Annotated in this window: 17 protein-coding genes; 7 read left to right on the forward strand and 10 right to left on the reverse strand. The window is 72.8% G+C overall.

What is annotated here, in order from left to right:
- Window positions 1-722: N-acetylglucosamine-6-phosphate deacetylase (locus ACFWP2_RS23805; RefSeq protein ID WP_380454608.1), on the forward strand; the 722-nt coding region annotated here is incomplete at its 5' end.
- 147 nt (window positions 723-869) lie between these two features.
- Here ACFWP2_RS23805 and ACFWP2_RS23810 read toward each other — a convergent pair.
- From ACFWP2_RS23810 to ACFWP2_RS23825, 4 genes are read right to left on the reverse strand one after another with little or no spacing between them, the layout of a single operon-like run.
- Window positions 870-1,718 (reverse strand): ketose-bisphosphate aldolase, encoded by an 849-nt coding sequence (locus ACFWP2_RS23810; protein WP_380454611.1) that lies wholly within the window; start codon window positions 1,716-1,718, stop codon window positions 870-872.
- The gene (locus ACFWP2_RS23815; RefSeq protein WP_380454614.1) at window positions 1,709-2,668 is read right to left on the reverse strand and encodes a 1-phosphofructokinase family hexose kinase; all 960 of its coding nucleotides are present in this window, start codon (window positions 2,666-2,668) and stop codon (window positions 1,709-1,711) included. Before ACFWP2_RS23815 ends, ACFWP2_RS23810 begins: the two co-directional genes overlap by 10 nt.
- Window positions 2,665-3,579, reverse strand: coding sequence for an ROK family protein (locus ACFWP2_RS23820; RefSeq protein WP_380454617.1), 915 nt, complete (start codon window positions 3,577-3,579; stop codon window positions 2,665-2,667). Before ACFWP2_RS23820 ends, ACFWP2_RS23815 begins: the two co-directional genes overlap by 4 nt.
- Window positions 3,576-4,448: an SIS domain-containing protein gene (locus ACFWP2_RS23825; protein WP_380454620.1), complete on the reverse strand. Its 873-nt coding sequence runs from the start codon at window positions 4,446-4,448 to the stop codon at window positions 3,576-3,578. Before ACFWP2_RS23825 ends, ACFWP2_RS23820 begins: the two co-directional genes overlap by 4 nt.
- A gap of 215 nt (window positions 4,449-4,663) precedes the next feature.
- On the opposite strand from ACFWP2_RS23825, the gene ACFWP2_RS23830 reads away from it, so the two are divergent.
- Window positions 4,664-5,449 carry a DeoR/GlpR family DNA-binding transcription regulator gene (locus ACFWP2_RS23830; RefSeq protein ID WP_380454623.1) on the forward strand — a complete coding sequence of 262 codons (786 nt, stop codon included), beginning with the start codon at window positions 4,664-4,666 and terminating at the stop codon, window positions 5,447-5,449.
- Window positions 5,450-5,527: 78 nt separating this feature from the next.
- Here the strand turns inward: ACFWP2_RS23830 and ACFWP2_RS23835 are convergent, their stop codons facing one another.
- On the reverse strand, window positions 5,528-7,528 hold the full coding sequence (locus ACFWP2_RS23835) for a ricin-type beta-trefoil lectin domain protein (RefSeq protein ID WP_380454626.1): 2,001 nt from the start codon (window positions 7,526-7,528) through the stop codon (window positions 5,528-5,530).
- A 322-nt stretch (window positions 7,529-7,850) separates the two neighbouring features.
- Between ACFWP2_RS23835 and ACFWP2_RS23840 the strand changes: the two genes are divergently transcribed.
- From ACFWP2_RS23840 to ACFWP2_RS23855, 4 genes are all read left to right on the forward strand, one after another.
- Complete coding sequence (locus tag ACFWP2_RS23840) at window positions 7,851-9,110, forward strand: extracellular solute-binding protein (RefSeq protein WP_380454629.1); 1,260 nt, start codon at window positions 7,851-7,853, stop codon at window positions 9,108-9,110.
- A gap of 29 nt (window positions 9,111-9,139) precedes the next feature.
- Complete coding sequence (locus ACFWP2_RS23845) at window positions 9,140-10,093, forward strand: carbohydrate ABC transporter permease (protein ID WP_380454632.1); 954 nt, start codon at window positions 9,140-9,142, stop codon at window positions 10,091-10,093.
- Window positions 10,093-10,941, forward strand: coding sequence for a carbohydrate ABC transporter permease (locus tag ACFWP2_RS23850; RefSeq protein WP_380454635.1), 849 nt, complete (start codon window positions 10,093-10,095; stop codon window positions 10,939-10,941). Before ACFWP2_RS23845 ends, ACFWP2_RS23850 begins: the two co-directional genes overlap by 1 nt.
- Window positions 10,942-11,146: 205 nt before the next feature.
- Window positions 11,147-12,841 carry a DUF885 domain-containing protein gene (locus tag ACFWP2_RS23855; protein WP_380454637.1) on the forward strand — a complete coding sequence of 565 codons (1,695 nt, stop codon included), beginning with the start codon at window positions 11,147-11,149 and terminating at the stop codon, window positions 12,839-12,841.
- Window positions 12,842-12,934: 93 nt separating this feature from the next.
- On the opposite strand, the gene ACFWP2_RS23860 is transcribed toward ACFWP2_RS23855, so the two are convergent.
- The 4 genes from ACFWP2_RS23860 to ACFWP2_RS23875 form a co-directional block, all read right to left on the reverse strand.
- On the reverse strand, window positions 12,935-13,291 hold the full coding sequence (locus tag ACFWP2_RS23860) for a hypothetical protein (RefSeq protein ID WP_380454640.1): 357 nt from the start codon (window positions 13,289-13,291) through the stop codon (window positions 12,935-12,937).
- Window positions 13,292-13,305: 14 nt separating this feature from the next.
- Window positions 13,306-13,695 (reverse strand): DUF488 domain-containing protein, encoded by a 390-nt coding sequence (locus ACFWP2_RS23865; protein WP_380454643.1) that lies wholly within the window; start codon window positions 13,693-13,695, stop codon window positions 13,306-13,308.
- Between the two features lie 146 nt (window positions 13,696-13,841).
- The gene (locus tag ACFWP2_RS23870) at window positions 13,842-14,969 is read right to left on the reverse strand and encodes an RICIN domain-containing protein (protein ID WP_380454646.1); all 1,128 of its coding nucleotides are present in this window, start codon (window positions 14,967-14,969) and stop codon (window positions 13,842-13,844) included.
- A gap of 87 nt (window positions 14,970-15,056) precedes the next feature.
- Complete coding sequence (locus ACFWP2_RS23875) at window positions 15,057-16,400, reverse strand: aspartate aminotransferase family protein (RefSeq protein WP_380454648.1); 1,344 nt, start codon at window positions 16,398-16,400, stop codon at window positions 15,057-15,059.
- 93 nt (window positions 16,401-16,493) lie between these two features.
- Here ACFWP2_RS23875 and ACFWP2_RS23880 point away from each other — a divergent pair, with 93 nt between their 5' ends.
- The gene (locus ACFWP2_RS23880; RefSeq protein ID WP_380454651.1) at window positions 16,494-17,243 is read left to right on the forward strand and encodes an SDR family oxidoreductase; all 750 of its coding nucleotides are present in this window, start codon (window positions 16,494-16,496) and stop codon (window positions 17,241-17,243) included.
- A 33-nt stretch (window positions 17,244-17,276) separates the two neighbouring features.
- Here ACFWP2_RS23880 and ACFWP2_RS23885 read toward each other — a convergent pair whose 3' ends face one another.
- A complete protein-coding gene (locus tag ACFWP2_RS23885) occupies window positions 17,277-18,077 on the reverse strand; it encodes a phytanoyl-CoA dioxygenase family protein (RefSeq protein WP_380454654.1) in 801 nt (266 codons plus the stop codon).
- Window positions 18,078-18,491: the final 414 nt, after the last annotated feature.

Raw genomic sequence — 18,491 nt, forward strand, 5'->3', positions numbered from 1 at the left:
GCAAACTGGTCGACGCCGCCCGCGGCCACGCCAGGATGGTCACCCTCGCCCCCGAACTGCCCGGCGGCCTGGACTCCGTACGGATGCTCGCCGACCTCGGCGTGATCGCCGCCGTCGGCCACACCGACTCCGACTACGCCACCACCCTGGAGGCGATCGAGGCCGGCGCCACCGTCGCCACCCACCTGTTCAACGCCATGCCCGGCATCGCCCACCGCGCCCCCGGCCCGATCGTCGCGCTGCTGGAGGACGAGCGGGTCACCGTCGAACTGATCAACGACGGCGTGCACCTGCACCCCTCCGTGCTCGACCTCGCCTACGGCACCGCCGGCGCCGGCCGGGTCGCCCTGATCACCGACGCCATGGGCGCCGCCGGCATGGGCGACGGCCTCTACCCGCTCGGCCCGCTCCAGGTCGAGGTCAAGGCGGGCGTGGCCCGGCTGGTCGAGGGCGGTGCGATCGCCGGCTCCACCCTCACCCTGGACGTGGCGTTCAAGCGCTCGGTCACCGTCAACGGGCTGAGCCTGAACCAGACCGTGGAGTCGCTGTCCGCCACCCCGGCCCGGCTGCTCGGCCTGAGCGACTCGATCGGCTCGCTGGAGACCGGCAAGCTCGCCGACCTCGTCGTGGTCGACTCCCGGACCTACGACCTGGTCGCCGTGATGCGCCGCGGCCGCTGGGTGCTCGGCGGCGAGCGGTTCTCCACCGTCAAGCCCGCCTGAACGACGCATCAAGCCCGCCTGAACAACGCGTCAAGCCCGCCTGAACAACACCGACGGCCGCCCTCCCCGCAGCGGGGAGGGCGGCCGTTCGGGCTCCACAGCCTGCGCCAGGTCGGCCCAGGGCGAGCTGCGGCCGGCGGTCGTGGCTCAGGCCGCCGGTGCCGTCGCCTTGAGCACGCCGAGCAGGCGGGTGACCTCGGCGGCGACGGCGTCCCGGGCCGGGCCGAGGTAGCGGCGGGTGTCGACCAGTCGGGCGTCGTCGGCCAGGGCCCGGCGGACGGCGGTGCTGAACACCTGGTTGAGGTGGGTGGCGATGTTGATCTTGGTCATCCCGGCGTCCACGGCGGCGCTGAGGTCCTCGTCCGCGACACCCGAGGAGCCGTGCAGCACCAGCGGGACGGGGACGGCGTCGCGCAGTCGTGCGATGAGCTCGAAGTCGAGCGCCGCGTCGCGGGTGAGCATGGCGTGGGAGGTGCCGACGGCCACCGCGAGCGCGTCCACGCCGGTGGCGGCGACGAAGGCCGCGGCCTCGGCGGGATCGGTGCGCACGCCGGGTGCGTGGACGCCGTCCTTGCCGCCGACCTCGCCGAGTTCGGCCTCGACCCAGACGCCGGCGGCGTGGCAGTGCGCGACCACCTCGGCGGTGGCCGCCACGTTCTCCTCGTAGGCGAGCACGGAGGCGTCGAACATCACCGAGGTGAAGCCCGACTCGACGGCCTGGTGGACGAGTTCCACGGAGGTGGCGTGGTCGAGGTGGACCGCGACCGGTACCCCGGCGGCGCGGGCGACGGCGAGGGTGGCGGCGCCGATCGGGTCGAGGGCGCCGTGGTAGCGGACGGCGTTCTCGCTGATCTGCAGGACGACCGGGGCGCCGGCGGCCTCGGCGCCGGCCACGATCGCCTGGGCGTGCTCGAGCTGGATGACGTTGAACGCGCCGACGCCGCGCGCGGCACCGGCCGCGGTGGCGGCGATCACGCCGGTTCCGCTCAGGGGCATGGGACGGACTCCTCGGTAGCGAAGGGGGGAGAGGGACGGAAGGGGCGGACCTCCACCAGGGAACGCAGGGCCCGGTGGACGTCGGGGTCGAAGTCGCCGGCCAGCGGTGCGGCGACGGCGGCCGCGGACAGGGCCACGGCCTCGGCCAGCCGGTCGGGCCAGGGCTCGCCGGTGACCAGGCCGAGGGTGAGCGCGGCGACCGCGGCGTCACCGGCGCCGGTGGGGTTGCCGGCCAGCCGCTCGGGCGAGCGGGCGCGCCAGGCGCCCTGCGCGGTGACGGCGAGGAGGCCGTCGGCGCCGAGCGAGGCGACCACCGCTTCGGCGCCCGCGGCGTGCAGCGCGCGGGCGGCGGCCACCGGGTCGCTCAGGCCGGTGGCCGCGGTGAGTTCGTCCGCGTTCGGCTTGACCAGGGCCGGTCCGGCCGACAGTGCCGTGCTCAGCGCGGCACCGTCGGCGTCGAGCACCGCCGGGACGCCGCGGGTGTGCGCGAGCCGGAGCAGGTGGGCGTAGGCGTCCTCGGGCAGGCCGCGCGGCAGGCTGCCGGAGAGGACCACCGCCGTGGCGTCCGGCAGCAGCGTGTCCACGTGGCCGAGGAAGCGCGCCCATTCCTCGGCGCTCACCACCGGGCCGGGTTCGAGCAGGATGGTGGTGTCCCCGACGCTCTCCTCGACCACGGCCACCGTCCGCCGGGACTCGCCGGCGATCGGCAGCATGCGGTCGGCCAGGCCGGCGGAGGCCAGTTCGGCGCGGACCGCCCGGCCGGTGAGCCCGCCGGCCAGGCCGGTGACCACGGTCGGGTGGCCGAGGGCGTGCAGGATCCTGGCGACGTTGACGCCCTTGCCGCCCGCGCGCTCGGCCACCGCCCGGACCCGGTTGCTGCCGTGCGGGCGCATCCGGTGCAGGTGGTGGGTGATGTCCAGCGCGGCGTTGAGCGTGACGGTGAGGATCACGCCGCCGCCCTCTCGTCCAGGAGGTCCTGCGCGAGCAGGCCGGCACCGAAGCAGCCCGCCTCGTGGCCGAGTTCGGCGGGGACGAGCTCCGGCATCGTCTGGAAGGTGAGCCGCGCCGCCAGCGCCGCCCGCAGCGGCCCGAAGTACGGCTCGCCCGCTCGGGCGAGGCCGCCGCCGATCACGATCCGCTCGGGGTCGAGCAGGGTGACCGCGCTCGCCAGGCCGTCGGCGAGCGCGTCGACGGCCTCCTGCCAGACGGTGGCGGCCGCGCGGTCCCCGGTGGCGGCGCGCTCGCCGACCTGCTTGGCGGTGACGCCCGGTTCCCCGGTGGCGGCGGTGTAGCGGCGGGCGACGGCGGCCGCCGAGGCGAGGGTCTCCACGCAGCCGCGGGCACCGCACGCGCAGGGCTCCCCGCCGGGGCGGACCACCAGGTGACCGAGCTCCCCGGCGCGGGTGTGGCTGCCGGTGAGCGGCCGTCCGTCGACCATCAGCGCGGCCGCGATTCCGGTGCCGATGGGGACGAAGAGGAAGTTGCGGCTGCCGCGGCCCGCGCCGGCCCTGGCCTCGGCGACGCCGCCGGCCCGTACGTCGTGCCCGAACGCGACCGGGATGCCCAGGTGTTCGGACAGCCAGTGGCGGACGGGCAGGTCACGCCAGCCGAGGTTGGCGGCCAGCACCGCGGTGCCGGCCGCCTCGTCGACGATGCCGGGCACGGCGATCCCCGCGGCGGCCGGACGGAACCGCCCGGCGAGTTCGGCGGCGCAGTCGAGGACGGTCTCCAGCACGGCTTCGGGGCCGCGCTCGGCCCGGGTGAACCAGCGTGCGGTGTGGCGGAGTCCGCCGTCCCGGGCCACCGCCGCGCCCTTGATGTAGGTGCCGCCGACGTCGAGGGCGATCGCCGTGGCGCTCACGGCCGGGTGAGCACGATGGAGCGGGTGAGGTTCTGCGGCTGGTCGGGGTCCAGGCCGCGGCCCTTGGCCAGTTCGACGGCGAGCCGCTGGGCGCGGATCAGGTCGGCCATCGGGTCCAGCGTGCTCACCGACACCGCGGCGCCGGTCGGGCGGACCTGGTCCACCAGTCCGGTCGGCGGCTCGCCGAAGAACCACACCACGCTGTTCGGGCCGGTGACGCTGATCGGGCCGTGCCGGTACTCCATCGCCGGGTAGGACTCGGTCCACGACCCGGAGGCCTCGCGCAGCTTGAGCGCCGCCTCGTTCGCCAGGCCGACCGTCCAGCCGGTCCCGAGGAAGGTGAACTGGCTTGCCTCGGTGGCCCCTTCGGGAAGCGGGGCGGCCAGTGCCCGCTCGGCGTGCGCGGCCAGGTCGGCGGGGGCGAGGCCGAGGTGGCCGCGCAGCAGCGCCAGCGCGGTGGTGGCGAAGCGGGTCTGCACCACCGACTTCTCGTCGGCGAACTCCAGGTCGACCACGGTGTTCGCGGCCGTGCTGATCGGGGTGGCGAGGTCGCCGGTGAGCGCGACGGTCGGCGTCGCACCGCAGCGCTCCAGGGCGGCCAGCACCTCGGTCGTGGTGCCCGAGCGGGTGATGGCGACGACGCGGTCGTAGCCGCGGGCGGCGGGGAACTCGGAGGCGGCGAAGGCGTCGGTCTCGCCGAGGTCGGCGCCCTCGCGAAGGCCCGCGTAGGCCTGCGCGATGTAGAGCGAGGTGCCGCAGCCGATCACGGCCACCCGCTCGCCGCGCTCCGGCAGCCCGCCGGGTTCCAGTTCCAGGGCCTTGCGCCAGCACTCCGGCTGGCTGGCGATCTCCCGCTCGACGTGACTCATCAGGCTCTCCTCGCTGGGGGAACGGGTGGTGCTCGGGGATCGGTCCGCATCGAGCACTTGCTTCACGCTGCAAGCATCTGCTTGAAACTGCTCTATTCATAGCTCAACGCGTCATCTCTGAGCAATACTGATCTCATCGAGAAGATCGCGGCACCCGGTCGGCGATGACCGGCGGATAGGCTCGTGACCAGGGACGGCCGAGTCGAGGAGTGATGATGAGCCCGGATGAGCGATGGTCGCGGCTGCTGGAGATCCTCGGCGATCGGGGCCGGGTCGACGTCGTGACGGCGGCCGAACTGCTGGGCGTCTCCGCGGCCACCGTGCGCCGGGACATGGACGAGCTCGCCCGCCAGCAGCTGCTGACCCGCACCCGTGGCGGCGCGGTGCTGAGCGAAGTCGCGTACGACCTGCCCCTCCGCTACAAGACCGCGCGCCAGGCCGGCGAGAAGCAGCGCATCGCGAAGGCCGCCGCCGCACTCGTCCCGGCGGGCGCGGTGGTCGGGCTCAACGGCGGCACCACCACCTCCGAGGTGGCCCGCGAGCTCGCCACCCGTACCGACCTGGCCGGGCACGGCAGCCCGCCGACGCTGACCGTGGTCACCAACGCGATCAACATCGCCAACGAGCTGGCGGTGCGTCCGTACGTGAAGACCGTGGTCACCGGCGGCGTGGCCCGGCCCCAGTCCTACGAGTTGACCGGCCCGCTGGCGACCATGGTGCTGCAGGCGATCTCGCTGGACTGCGCGATCCTCGGCGTCAACGCCGTCGACCCGCGGTTCGGCGCGGCCACCCACGACGAGGGCGAGGCCAGCGCCAACCGGGCGATGGCCGAACGGGCGGAGCGGGTCGTCGTGGTGGCCGACTCCACCAAGCTCGGCAAGCGGGCGTTCGCGCAGGTCTGCGACACCGGCACGATCGACGCGCTCGTCACCGACGCCGACGCCCCCGACGAGCTGGTCGAACGGTTCACGGCCCGCGGGGTAGAGGTCCACCGCGTGTAGTGCCCGCACGTGAACCGGGGCCTGCTGCGCGGGCGGGTTCCGCCGGACCCGCCCGCGCGGCAGGCGGTCGACGTCCGGTCAGCCCGCCGGCGGGGTGTCGAACGGCGCGGCCCAGGTCTGGTTGGTCTGGATCGCGTCCGGTGCGGCCCCGCACGGGTACAGGTCGACGGGCGTACCGGCGGTGGTCGTGGTGCCGCCGTAGACGTCCAGGCAGGAACCGGTGCCCGCGAGCTTCAGGTTGCCGTCGCGGTTGTAGCTCCAGGTCTGGTGGCCGGGGGAGGAGCCGCAGGCCGCGACGCCGACCCACTGGCCCTGCTGCCCGTTGAGCGCCCCGGTGGTGGTGCCGTCCTGCGCGGTCAGGCAGAGGCCGGCCGCACCGGCCTGGAGGAGCCGGACGGATCCGTCGGCGTTCAGCTGCCACTGCTGGTTGCCGCCGCCGGTGCAGGGGTAGACGTCGACCGGGTTGCCGGCGGCGGTGCCGGAGCGGTAGTTGTCCAGGCAGAGCGAGGCCTTGCCCCAGTCGTCACGCGACACGGTGATCTGTCCCCGCGGGGTGGCGGTGGAGCCCTTCGGCGGGGTGACCTTCAGCATGGCGCTGTCGTGCGAGCCGACGGTGAGCGCGACGGTGCCGGTCGAGGTGCCGGTCTTGTGCGCCCACAGGTCGCGGACGGTGTACTTGCCGCCGGTGGCGTTGAAGCCGATGGCGCCCAGGTCCAGGGTGTAGTTCGCGCTCGCGGCCCCCTTGTTGGTGACCACGACGGCGCGGCTGCCGTCGGCGAGCGGCTTGACGACCACGTCGATGCCCTGGTCCGCGGCCGGCGTGCCGTCGGCACCGGCCCCGCCGCCTACGACCCGGTAGCCACCGGCGCCCAGCCGGTCCTGGTCGACGGCGATGACCTCGGAGTTGGAGAGGATGCCGATCGACGCCTTCAGGTGCGGGGCCTCGGCCGGGTGGGCGGCGAGGTAGGCGGGCTCGAACTTGCGGGCGTCGGTGGAGATGACGAGCGGCGCGGCCAGGGCGGAGAACAGCGACATCTGGCTGCGCTCCTCGGCCGTGGTCATGCCGTTGTCGCCGATCAGCAGCATGTCGGCGTCGTTCCAGTTCCCCGGGCCCTGGTAGCGGCTGAGTTCGAGGGAGTTGTCGAAGCTCTGGTAGGCACCGAAGTTGTACCCGGACTGCCGGCCCAGCGGCTGGTTCCACGGGTCGGAGGCGCCGTTGTCGTAGTCGTTGTAGATGTCCGGGCCCACGCGCCAGAGCTGTCCGAGCGGACGCACCCACTGCATCGCGGCGAACTTGGCCGCTCCGTTGCCGTAGCCGGCCGGGGCCGAGATGTTGAACATCACATTGGGGGTGGGCTTGCCGGCCTTGTTCGCGGCGTCGACCGCCGTCCGCAGGGCGCCTGACATCCGGGTGTCCAGCGTCCGCACCGGTTCCTGGTCGCCGCAGTTGTCGTACTTGAGCTCGTCCACCCCCCAGGAGACAAAGGAGTCGGCGTCGTCCTGCTCGTGGTACTCGCTGCCGTTGGACTGGTTGGGGGCGGTCGGTGTGGCGGTGGAGCAGGTGTGGGTGCCCGAGGTCTCGTAGATGCCGAACTCGGCACCGAGCTTGTGCAGGTAGTCGCCGTACCCGGTGAGCTCGTGGTCGAAGCCGGGCTGCCTGGTCGCGTCGCGGACGTCGGTGGCGCCGCCCCAGTTCAGCGCGCCGTGCAGGTAGCCGGCGCTGTTGCGGTACATCCAGCAGTCGTCGACGGTGACGGTCCGGTAGCCGGCCGCGATCAGACCGGTGTCGGACAGCGCCTTCGCGTTGTCCTGCATGTACTGCTGGAAGGAGTAGTCGAGCGGGTTCGAACCGTCGAGCGGCGCCTGGGGAGTGCACTGCGCGCGCGCCCAGTTGTTGAAGCCCATCGGGGGGAGCGCGCCGACCGGGCCGTGGGGGGCGGCCGAGGCGGTGTAGTTGGCGGCCGGCGCGCTGACGCCGTCGTTGGCCGCGGCGGGGGTGGCGCCGAGCGCGGCCCCGGTGAGAAGGGCGGTCGTCGCGGCGAGCGACGTGGCCCGGCGTGACAGGAGTCGTCTGGTCAAGGTGTGAGGGATCCCTTCCAGCTTGATCGAAGTTGATTCGTAGATCGGCGAATGATGCAGCTTCACTCACTCGCGGAGCAGCTTCGGGCGGTCCGCCGTCTTCCGTCAAGACTCTGGTTCGCGCCATCGCTCCGCCGAAGCGCGACTGCAACGCTTCGGTAACGCGGCTGGCTTGCCGGGATGACGGCGAGGCAAACTCTGACTCGCGCTGCTGCTCGATGTTGAGCAAATGTCGATGGCATAGCGCACCTTCGCGCAAGTTGCACCATCCCCCACTCGGGCCGCCGCTGGGCCGGCCCCAGCTGCAAAGGCGGTATCAGAGATGAAGCAGCGTCTTCTCGCCCTGTCGGCGGCCATCGTGGCCGGAACACTCGCGCTGTCGGGATGCAGCAAGGGCTCGGCCTCCGGTTCGACCTCTGCCGACGGCGTGACGACGATCAAGTTCGTCGCCGCCGACTACGGCTCCAACGGCCAGAACCCGACCCAGGCGTACTGGCAGGGCGTGATCTCCGCCTTCGAGCAGCAGAACCCCACGATCAAGGTCGACCTCCAGGTCATCAACTGGAACGACATCGACACCCAGGTCAAGACCATGGTGCAGAACGGCAACCAGCCGGACATCCTGCAGACCGGCGGCTACGCCGACTTCGCCAAGAACGGCCAGCTCTACCCGGCCCAGGACGTCCTCTCCGGCAGCACCACGGCGGACTTCCTCCCCGCGATGGCACACGCCGGCGTCCAGGACGGCACCCAGTACGGCATCCCGTTCATCTCCAGCGCCCGGATGTTCCTGATCAACAACGCCCTCTTCAAGAAGGCCGGCCTCGACCCGGCCAACCCGCCGAAGACCTGGGCCGACCTCACCGCCGCCGCCACCGCCATGAAGAACGCCGGGGTGGAGATCCCGCTCGGCGTGCCGCTGGGCAAGGAGGAGGCGCAGGGCGAGTCGTTCATCTGGATGCTGGAGAACAACGGCGGCTACCAGGACGCCAAGGGCAAGTACACCATCAACTCGCAGGCCAACATCGACACCTTCGGCCAGCTCAAGAGCTGGGTGGACGCCGGACTGACCGAGCAGAGCCCGGCCGCCGTCAACCGCACCGACCTGGCCAAGGACTTCGCCTCCGGCAAGGTCGGCATGCTCAACGGCATCCCCACCCAGCTGAACGACGTCAAGGACATGGACGTCACCTGGACCGCGATGCCCAGCAAGGACGGCACCGGCAAGGCCACCCTCGGCGTCGCCGACTGGATGATGGCCTTCAAGAAGGGCGGCCACAAGGACCAGATCAAGGCCTTCCTCGACTTCGCCTACGGCAAGGACAACGCGGTGAGGTTCGACAAGGAGTACAGCCTGCTGCCGGTCACCCAGTCCGCGCTCACCGCCCTCCAGGCCGACCCGGAGGAGAAGGCCCTGGCGCCGTTCCTTCAGATCCTGCCCACCGCCACCTTCTACCCGCTCAGCGACCCGACCTGGCCGGCCGTCTCCGCGCAGGTCAAGACCCAGATCGGCACCGCGGTCAGCGACCCGAAGAAGACCCTCGACGCGCTCCAGAAGGTCGCCCAGCAGGCCGGCGAGTGACCCGGACGAGCGCACAAGGGATCCCCACCGTGTCCTTTCCCAGCACGACCGACGCCCGGCCCGGTGCCTCCGCCCGGCCGGCCCCGCCCGCAGGCCCGAAGCCCAGGCGCCGCCCCCTGTTCGAACGGCTCGGGCCCCTGCCCTGGCTGGCCCCGGCCGTCCTGCTCATCCTCGGCGTGGTCGTGTGGCCGGTCATCGAGATGGTCACCACCTCACTGCGCAGGATCGACACCACCGGCACCGACCACGGCCCGGCCGGCCTGGTCAAGTACCACAAGCTCTTCAGCGACCCCCGCCTGCCCGCGGTGCTCACCTGGACCGCCGTCTGGACGGTCGCCGTCGTCGGCCTGACCATGCTGATCTCGCTCGCACTGGCCCAGTTGTTCAACCAGAACTTCCCCGGCCGCCGCGTCACCCGCTGGGCGCTCATCGCCCCCTGGGCCGCCTCCGTGCTGATGACCGCGATCGGCTTCCGCTGGATGCTCGACCAGGTCGCCGGCGTGTTCAACCGGCTGCTGCTCGACCTCGGCCTGATCGACCACCCGCAGGCCTGGCTCGGTGACGCCGCCCACGCCAAGCCGTGGCTGGTCCTCGTCGCCGTCTTCGTCTCCCTGCCGTTCACCACCTACACCCTGCTGGCCGGCCTCCAGACCATCCCCGCCGAGGTCTACGAGGCGGCCAGGGTCGACGGCGCCACGCCCTGGCAGACCTACCGCAAGGTCACCCTGCCGCTGCTGCGCCCCGCCTTCCTGGTCGGTCTGGTGATCAACCTGATCAACGTCTTCAACTCGTTCCCGGTCATCTGGGGCATGACCCAGGGCGGCCCGAACGCCGACACCGCCACCACCACCGTGTTCATGTACATGCTGCGCGGCTACGACGTCGCCGAGTCCGCCGCCATGTCCGTCGTCAACTTCGTCGTCGTGATCCTCATGGTGATCGTCTTCCTCAAGGTCAGCCGCTGGAACGGGGAGGAGAGCTGATGGCCACCCTTCAACCGCCACCGCTGACGCGCCGCCCGCGCGCGCGGACCGTCCTGCTCACCGCGCTGGCCTGGGCCCTCGCCGCGCTCTTCGTGCTCCCGTACGTCGAGATGCTGATCACCGGCGCCCGCCCGGCCGGCCAGCTGCGGGACAACGCCTACCTGCCGACGCAGTTCGACTTCTCCTCCTTCACCGAGGTCTGGAGCGAGACCACCCTCGGCCAGAACCTCCAGACCACCCTGCTGGTGGCCGGCGGCTCGACCCTGCTCGTCCTGCTGGTCGCCCTGCCCGCCGCGTACTACACCGCCCGGGTGCGGTTCCGCGGCCGCAAGGCCTTCCTGCTGCTGGTGCTGGTCACCCAGATGTTCCAGCCCACCGCCCTCCAGGTCGGCCTCTACCGCGAGTTCTTCGCGCTGGACCTGCTGGACACCCCGATCGTCCTGGTGCTCGCGAACGCCGCCTTCAACCTGGCCTTCGCGATCTGGATCCTCAGCGCCTACATCGGCTCGATCCCGATGGAGCTGGAGGAGGCCGCGATGATCGACGGCAACGGCCGCCTCGGCGCGCTGTTCCGCGTCACCCTGCCGCTCGCGCTGCCCGGCGTCGTCACCGCCGTGATCTTCACGTTCATCTCGGCCTGGAACGAGTTCATCATGGGCCTGACCCTCACCAACTCGCCCGACCGGCAACCGCTCACCGTCGGCATCAACAACATGATCGGCGCCTACAGCGTGCAGTGGAACTACGTGTTCGCCGCCTCGCTGGTGGCCATCGTGCCGGTGGTCGTCCTCTTCGCCGTGATCGAACGGCACGTGGTCTCCGGACTCACCGCAGGCTCGGTCAAGTAGGCCGCGCCCCCACCGGGCCACGCGGTAGCGCTCGCCGAGCGCGATCGCGTGGCCCGGTACGACGACAGACGCCCGGTCCCGTGCGAGCCTGGTACGGCCACCGCGGCCGCGCCGCTGCCGCATCGAGTTCCCGAACCCCCGGCACCGGTCTCCGTCGAAGGGACGCGGTCTCACCGTCCGAGGCCGGACGAGCGAGAAGGACACCATGCGAGAGCACGTGATGACCCCACGGCGGATCGCCGACGGCCACGTGGCCCGGGTCGCCGCACACGATCCCGTCACCGCCACGTCCCTCGGTCTGGAACCGAGCGACGACCGGATGCCCGACCTGTCACCGGACGGGGTCCAGGAGGAGGACAGGCTCGTACGGGAGGCGCTGGCGCGGCTCGACGCCCTCCCCGAGGTCGGGCCCGACGGGGACCCCGCCGAGTTCACCTGCGCCCGACTGCTGCGCGAACGGCTGACGGCCAGGGTGCGGATGCACGAGGCCGGCGAGGACTTCCGGGCCGTGCGCAACCTGCACGCACCGGTGCACCGGCTCCGGAGCATCTTCACGATGATGCCCACCGAAGCCGACGAGGACTGGGCGCCGGTGCTCGGCCGGCTGCGAAACCTGCCCGCCGCACTGGACGGCTACCGCGCCACCCTGGCCGAGGGCATCGCCCGCAAGCTGCTCGCCGCTCCCCGTCAGGCCGACGTGCTCGCCGAGCAGTTGACCGCGTGGACCGGCGAGGCGTCCGGCGGTCCCGGCTGGTTCGCCGACTTCGTGGCCCCGGCGCCGCAGCGCCTGCGCCCCGAACTGGACGCGGCCGCGGGGGAGGCGACCGCCGCCGTGGCCGCGTTCCGCGACTGGCTCCGTGACACCTACCGGCCCGCCGCCGACGGCACTCCCGACGCCGTCGGTCGCGAGCGCTACCTGATCACGGCCCGCCAGTACACCGGCGCCGACCTGGACCCGGACGACGCCTACGACTGGGCCTGGGAGGAGTTCCACCGGGTCCGGGCCGAACTGCGCACCGAGGCCGGGCGCGTCCTGCCCGGCGCCACCGTCCGGCAGGCCCGGGCCCACCTGGACGAGCACGGACACACCGTGCGGGGCGCCGAGCGGATGCGCGCCTGGCTGCAGCAGGTCATCGAGGAGGCGATCGGGGCGCTGGACGGGAGCCACTTCGACATCACCGGCCCGCTGCGCCGGGTCGAGACCCGGATCGCCCCCGCGGGCAGCGCCGCCGCTCCCCACTACATCGGCCCGAGCCTCGACTTCGGCCGCCCGGGCCGCACCTACCTGCCGTTGGCCAACGGCGACGCCCAGGAGCGGTTCCGCACCTGGCGCCTGGTCAGCACCTGGTACCACGAGGGCGTTCCCGGCCACCACCTGCAACTCGCCTCCTGGACCGCGGCGGCGGACCAGCTCTCCCGCTACCAGGTCACCCTCGGCAGGATCAGCGCCAACCTGGAGGGCTGGGCGCTGTACGCGGAGCGCCTGATGGACGAGCTCGGCTTCCTCACCGACCCCGCACGCCGACTCGGCTACCTCGGCAAGCAGATGATGCGCGTCGTCCGCGTCATCATCGACATCGGCATGCACCTGGAGAGCGCCATCCCGGCGCACTCCCCGTTCCGTCCGGGCGAGCGCTGGACCCCGGAGCCGGCCACCGCCTTCATGGGCGAGTACGCCGGCCTGACGCCCGCCCACCTGGACAGCGAGATCGTCCGCTACCTCGGCTGCCCCGGCCAGGCCATCGGCTACAAGCTCGGCGAGCGCGCCTGGCTGGCCGGCCGCGAGGCGGCGCGGCGCAGACTGGGCGCCGACTTCGACCTCAAGCGCTGGCACATGAAGGCCCTGCGGCAGGGCTCCCTGGGCCTGGACGACCTGGAGGAGGCCCTGGCGGCGCTGTGACCCCGGACCGTACGCGCGGGCGGAAGGGGTCGGCTCGTCGATGATCCACGGCGCCGACGTCCGTCCGGCCGGCCCGGGGGCACCGCCGGTCGCTCAGGGGCGGCGCAGCTCGGCCGCCGTCTGCGGCGCGTGCGAGGACTGGACGGCGATCCGGGCGAAGGGGGAGGGCCGGCGCAGGTCGACCTGGACGACGGCCTCGCCGGCGCGCGGGCGGCGCAGGGCGAGGAAGTCCCGCCCGCCGGGATGCCGCCAGACGCCCAGGCACCGCCGGTCGGGAATCAGCAGCCCCCGCTCCTTGAAGCCGCGGAACGCCCGCCACGGCTCGCGCTGGACCGTCACGCCCTCGACGGCCGTCAGCGGCGCCCGAACCGGCGCGGCGCCGGTCACCAGCCGTTCCCACCAGGAGAGTCGGAGTACCAAGTCGCCGTCCTCGACGGTCAGTTCGGCCATCGTCCGGTGCCTCCTCATTCTCCTGGAGCGTCGGCCGCGGACCGGCCGGCGCCGGCCAGCCATGCGGCGAGCACGGCGGCCTGGCTGTGGTCCGCGTCCTTGGTGGCGGTCAGCAGCGTGACCTTGTCGTGGGCGGCGAGGTCACGCAGGTGACCGGCCGCCTCACGGTGTCCGGCGTCGCGCAGTTCGGCCAGGTAGCGGCGGCGGAACTCGGGGAACCGGCTCGGCTCGTGGCCGTACCAGCGGCGCAGTCCGGTCGACGGGGCGACGTCCCGCAGCCACTCGTCCAGGTGGGCGTCCTCCTTCTTCATCCCGCGCGGCCAGACCCGGTCGACGAGCACCCGCCGGCCGTCCTGCGGTGAGGCTTCCTCGTAGATCCGCCGGTAGGCGATCCGTGCGGCCATGAGCGGCCTCCTCCCAGGTCGAGCGGCTGCCCGGATCGGGGAATCCGCACCCCGCGGCGGCTTCCTTTCGCGGCCGCTCTCGCGAGGTGGCGCGGGAACTCGCGGCGGGCCCGATCGGCCTTGACACCGTACCTCCGGTCCCGGGGTCAGTGCTTCTCGTCGTCGGCCCAGGTGATGTCCATCTGGTCGATGAAGTAGCGGCCGTCGAAGCGGAGGAAGACCTTGGACGTGGTGTCGTTGTCCGCGATCCAGGTCTTGTTCCACTGCACGACGGTGCCGGCGCCGTCGCGCTTGGGGAAGTAGAGGCCCTCGCGGCGTTCGGGCTGGTGGTAGAAGCCGTGCCCGTTGGCCAGCCGGTACGGCGTCCGGACGAGGGCGCCGCTGTAGTCGTCCCAGAGGGCGGCGGGGAAGTTGGTGCGGGCGACGAGCTTCGGCGGGACGTAGTGGACGTCGACCTCCGCGGAGTCCACGTAGCGGGCGGGTTCCCCCGTCAGCCGGTGGAAGGCCCTGCGCACGGCGCCCGCCGTGTCGTAGCTGTCCGTGAAGGTCACGAGGCTGCCCTCCCGCCCCTCCTTGTACCAGTCGCCCTGGGAGTACTGGTCGAAGGCGAAGGTCTCGATGCGGGTGCCCGGCGTGAGGAGCTCGCCGGGGACCTCCCGGAAGCTCGTCTCGTCGAAGATCTGCTCGATGGTCCGCACGTGCTTCTCGTAGCGGCGGGCCGGCACCCGGACCCGTCCCGTCCCCACCGGGAGGTCGGTGGCCTTCGGTGCCGGAGCGGGTGCGGGCTCCGGTGCCGGGACGGGCGCGGGCGCCCAGGCGGTGCAGGACCGGTCCTCGGCCCCGGCGCCCTTCTCCAGGACCAGCGGTCCGCCGGGCCGCTCGGCAGCCGGGTCGGCCAGGCCGAGGAGGCAGCCGGAGGAGTCGTGGAGGGCCATCAGCCGACCGGTGTCGCGCTGGACGAAGGCCCGCCACGCCTGCCGCCAGTACGAGGAATCGCTGCCGGTGTCGGGGAACTTGGGCCGCAGGGTGACCGCGGCGCCCCGGCCCGTCCCCTCGGCGGTCAGGTAGAGGCCGGTGGCGGCGTGCCGGATCCGGTGGTTGATCACCCGGAACCGCTCGGCCACCCACCGATCGCCCTCGCCGCCGGTCTCGGGCCCGAGCACCACGGGGGTGCCCTCCGGGCTCCCCGCCGCGGCGCCCGCCACCAGGCCGGGAATGCGGTGCAGGCGTAACACGAACGTCTCGGTGGGCCAGTCGACCAGCATCTTGAACACCCTCTCGACAGTGGAATGTGACGTGTCGTCACAACATGATCACTTTATCGGCCGGGGGCGCGCCAGGGTGCGCGGGGCGAGCGCCGGTCAGCCGTCGGCCATGGCGGCGAAGGCCTCCTCGACGGCCTCGCAGGTGGCCGTCAGGTCGTCGGCGGTGACGGCGGCGGAGACGAACCAGCAGGCCATGCCGTAGGCGTTGGCGTGGACGCCCCGCTTGAGCAGTTCGTGGCGGAAGGCCGCGTAGCGGGCGGTGTCGGCGTCGAGGAGGTCCCGGTACCGCGTGGTCGGGGCACCCCCGGGGGTGAACACGACCTGGAACATGGCGCCGACGCCTTGGACGGCGCAGGGTACGCCGTGGTCGCGGGCGGCCCGGCGGATGGTCTCCGCGATCCGGCGGCCGGTCGCGTCGATGTGCGCGGAGACCTCCGGACGCCGAAGCTCCCGGAGGGTGGCCAGGGCTGCGGTCGCGCACAGCGGAGACGCGTTGTAGGTGCCGCCGTGCTTGACGTGGCCGGTGGCGAGGGGCTCCATCACCTCGCGCCGGCCGGCGAAGGCGGCGATGGGAAGGCCGCCGCCCAGGGCCTTGGCGTAGGTCGCGAGGTCGGGGACGACCCCGAACAGGGCCTGCGCGCCCCCGGGCGCGGTGCGGAAGCCGGTGCAGACCTCGTCGAAGATCAGTACGATGCCGCGGCGGGTGCACTCCTCCCGCAGCATCTCCAGGAAGCCGGGCGCGGGCATCGTGCAGGCGTTGTTGGCGACGATCGGTTCGCAGATGACGGCGGCCAGGTCGCCCCGGTGGGCGTCCAGCACGGCGCGCAGGGCGTCGGGGTCGTTCCACGGGCAGACCACGACGTCGTCCACCACCCCGTCCGGGATGCCGGGGGAGTGCGGCACGGCGTGGGGCCGGTCGTACGGGCCCGCCTCGTCCGCTGCGGGCCGGTTGGAGACCGCCAGCACGTCGGTCCAGCCGTGGTAATGGCCCTCGAACTTCAGGATCTTCGCCCGCCCGGTGTGGCCGCGGGCGGCGCGCACGGCTCCCTGGACGGCCTCGCTGCCGGAGTTGGCGAACCGCACGAGGTCCGCGCACGGGACCATCTCCCGGATGAGCTCGGCGAGTTCGACCTCCACGGTGTTGCAGGTGCCGAACATCGTGCCACTGTGCAGCACCGGCTCCAGGGCCTTGGTGAGGACGGCGGGCGCGTGTCCCAGGACGGCGCTGCCGTAGGCGGCCAGGTAGTCGACGTACTCGTTGCCGTCGACGTCCCGGATGCGCGCCCCACGGCCTTCGGCCATGTACAGCGGGTACGGGTGCGGGCCCGTGGACGTCAGCCGGGCGGAGGAACTGATGCCGCCCGCAAGGGAGTTGCGTGCCCGTTCGTACCAGAGGCGGCTGCCGTCAGTGCCGTCCGGCGCCTGGATGTCGCCAATCATGTGCTGCTCCCGATTCGAGGGTTGGGTGGGTGGGCACGCTCGGATGACCGGCGTGCCCGGGTGGGGCCGTGGGACGGGAAGGGGAGATGTCAGGTGGTCGTTCGCACAGCGGTCGTCACGGGAGCGGGACGCGGCATCGGGCGGGCCTGCGCGCTGGGCCTGCTGGCCGACGGGTGGACGGTGGTGCTCGTCGGGCGCCGCACCGCGCCGCTGGAGGAGACCGCCGCCCTCGCCCCGGCCGACCAGCGCGACCGGGCCGTGCCGATGCCCGCCGACATCACGGACCCCGAGGCGGTGAACGCCCTCTTCGACGCCGTGGCGCGCCGGTACGGCCGGCTCGACGTGCTGTTCAACAACGCCGCCGACGTCATGCCGTACGTCCCCGTCGAGGAGGTGAGCGTGGCGGACTGGCACCGGGTCATGGGGTCCATCGCCACGGGCACCTTCCTGTGTTCGCAGGCCGCTTTCCGGCTGATGAAGGACCAGGATCCGCGGGGCGGGCGGATCATCAACAACGGCGCCCCCTCCGCGCAGGTCCCGCGGCCGGATTCGATCGCGTTCACCGCGGCCAAGCACGCCGTCGCCGGGATGACCCGCTCGCTGTCCCTGGACGGGCGGCGCTACGACATCTCCTGCGGCCAGATCGACATCGGCAACGTCACCCCCGAGGACCGGCCGCAGCCGGCCGTCCGGCAGGCGGACGGCTCGCTGCGGGTCGAGCCCACCATGGACGTGCGGCACGTGGTGGACATGGTGCGGGCCATGGCCGCCCTGCCGCGCGGGGTGAACATCCAGTCGGTCCTGGTCATGCCCAGCTCCATGCCGTACGTCGGCCGGGGGTAGCCCGGCCATGGAGCGGCACGGCCTCCAGGACCCTCATGCCCCTGTCCTCACGGCCGGGACGTACTCGGTGAAGTGCCGTGCGGCGAAGAGTTCCGGCCAGCGGTCGCGGGCCAGGCCCCTGCGGTGGGCGACGGCCAGGACCTGCCGCCAGTACGGCTTGACCGGTGGCCAGAGCACGCCCGTGCGGCAGTAGGAGGCGTCGATCATGTAGCGTCGGCCGGCCTCCGGCACGGCGGGCGCACGGCGGGTGTGGAAGAGGGCGGAGTGCAGCAGCACCGTCGATCCCGGCGGCAGGTCGTCGATCAGCGTCTCTCCCGGGATCTCGTCCGTGCCCAGGTGGCAGTGGGCGTCCTTGCCGAGGTGTTCCCGGTGCGAGCCGGGCAGGACCACCAGGGCGCCCATGCCGGGGCGCAGGCCGCGGATGTAGTGCAGGGCGTGGACCATCGGGTGCCGACGGCCGCCTTCGGCCGGCTGCTCGTAGTCGTGGTGCCAGCTCTTCCCGCCGCCGGCGCAGGGCCGGCGGTCGCTGTGCAGATGGTGGAAGACGTAGGAGTCGCCGAGCAGTTCGGCCCGGGCGAGCAGATCCAGCAGCGGTGGATGCACCGCCAACTCGCCGTGCGCGTCCAGGTCCAGTTCGACGACCCGGGGCGCCGCGGTGTCGGCGGGACGCAGGCAGGCGTCGATCGACCGCTGCCGCCACCCGGCGTCCACCCAGAAGTCCACCTCACGCGCGAGGCGTTCGACGAGGCCGTGCGGAAGCCAGCCCGGCAGCACCAGGTAGCCCCGCTCGGAGAACCCCCGCACCTGCGCGTCGACCGCCGTGACATCCACCATGGGCGGATACACCCCCCTGTATTCATCCGGACGCTGCCCGAGGGACACCTTGGTGCCCGAGAGTGTCTATCCGACGCCGGACCGTGCCATGCCTGCGCGGCGGCAAGTGACCGAAACGGACCGGCCCGCTCGTGGCGACAGGAGCGTGCCGGAGGCCTCGGCCGTCCGCGTCCCGGTGCCGACGAGCCTGTCCGCGACGGCGCGGTCCCGCTCCCAGGGCGCTGGCGACGGCCCCGGTCCGAGCGGGATCCCCCCGCTCCGGCGTCACCGTCGGCAGTGGCCCGGGGCCGCGGCTCCGTCCGTGTTCACTCCTTCGGCACGCTGGGGAGCCCGCCGCCCGCGCGGCCGTGACAGTGTGCTGGCACGACCCCCGGCAGGCTGGTCTGCTCGCGGCCGGTCGCCCGCCGGACAGGT

It is taken from the genome of Kitasatospora sp. NPDC058444, assembly GCF_042721415.1.
In the GTDB taxonomy this organism is placed as follows: Bacteria; Actinomycetota; Actinomycetes; order Streptomycetales; family Streptomycetaceae; genus Kitasatospora.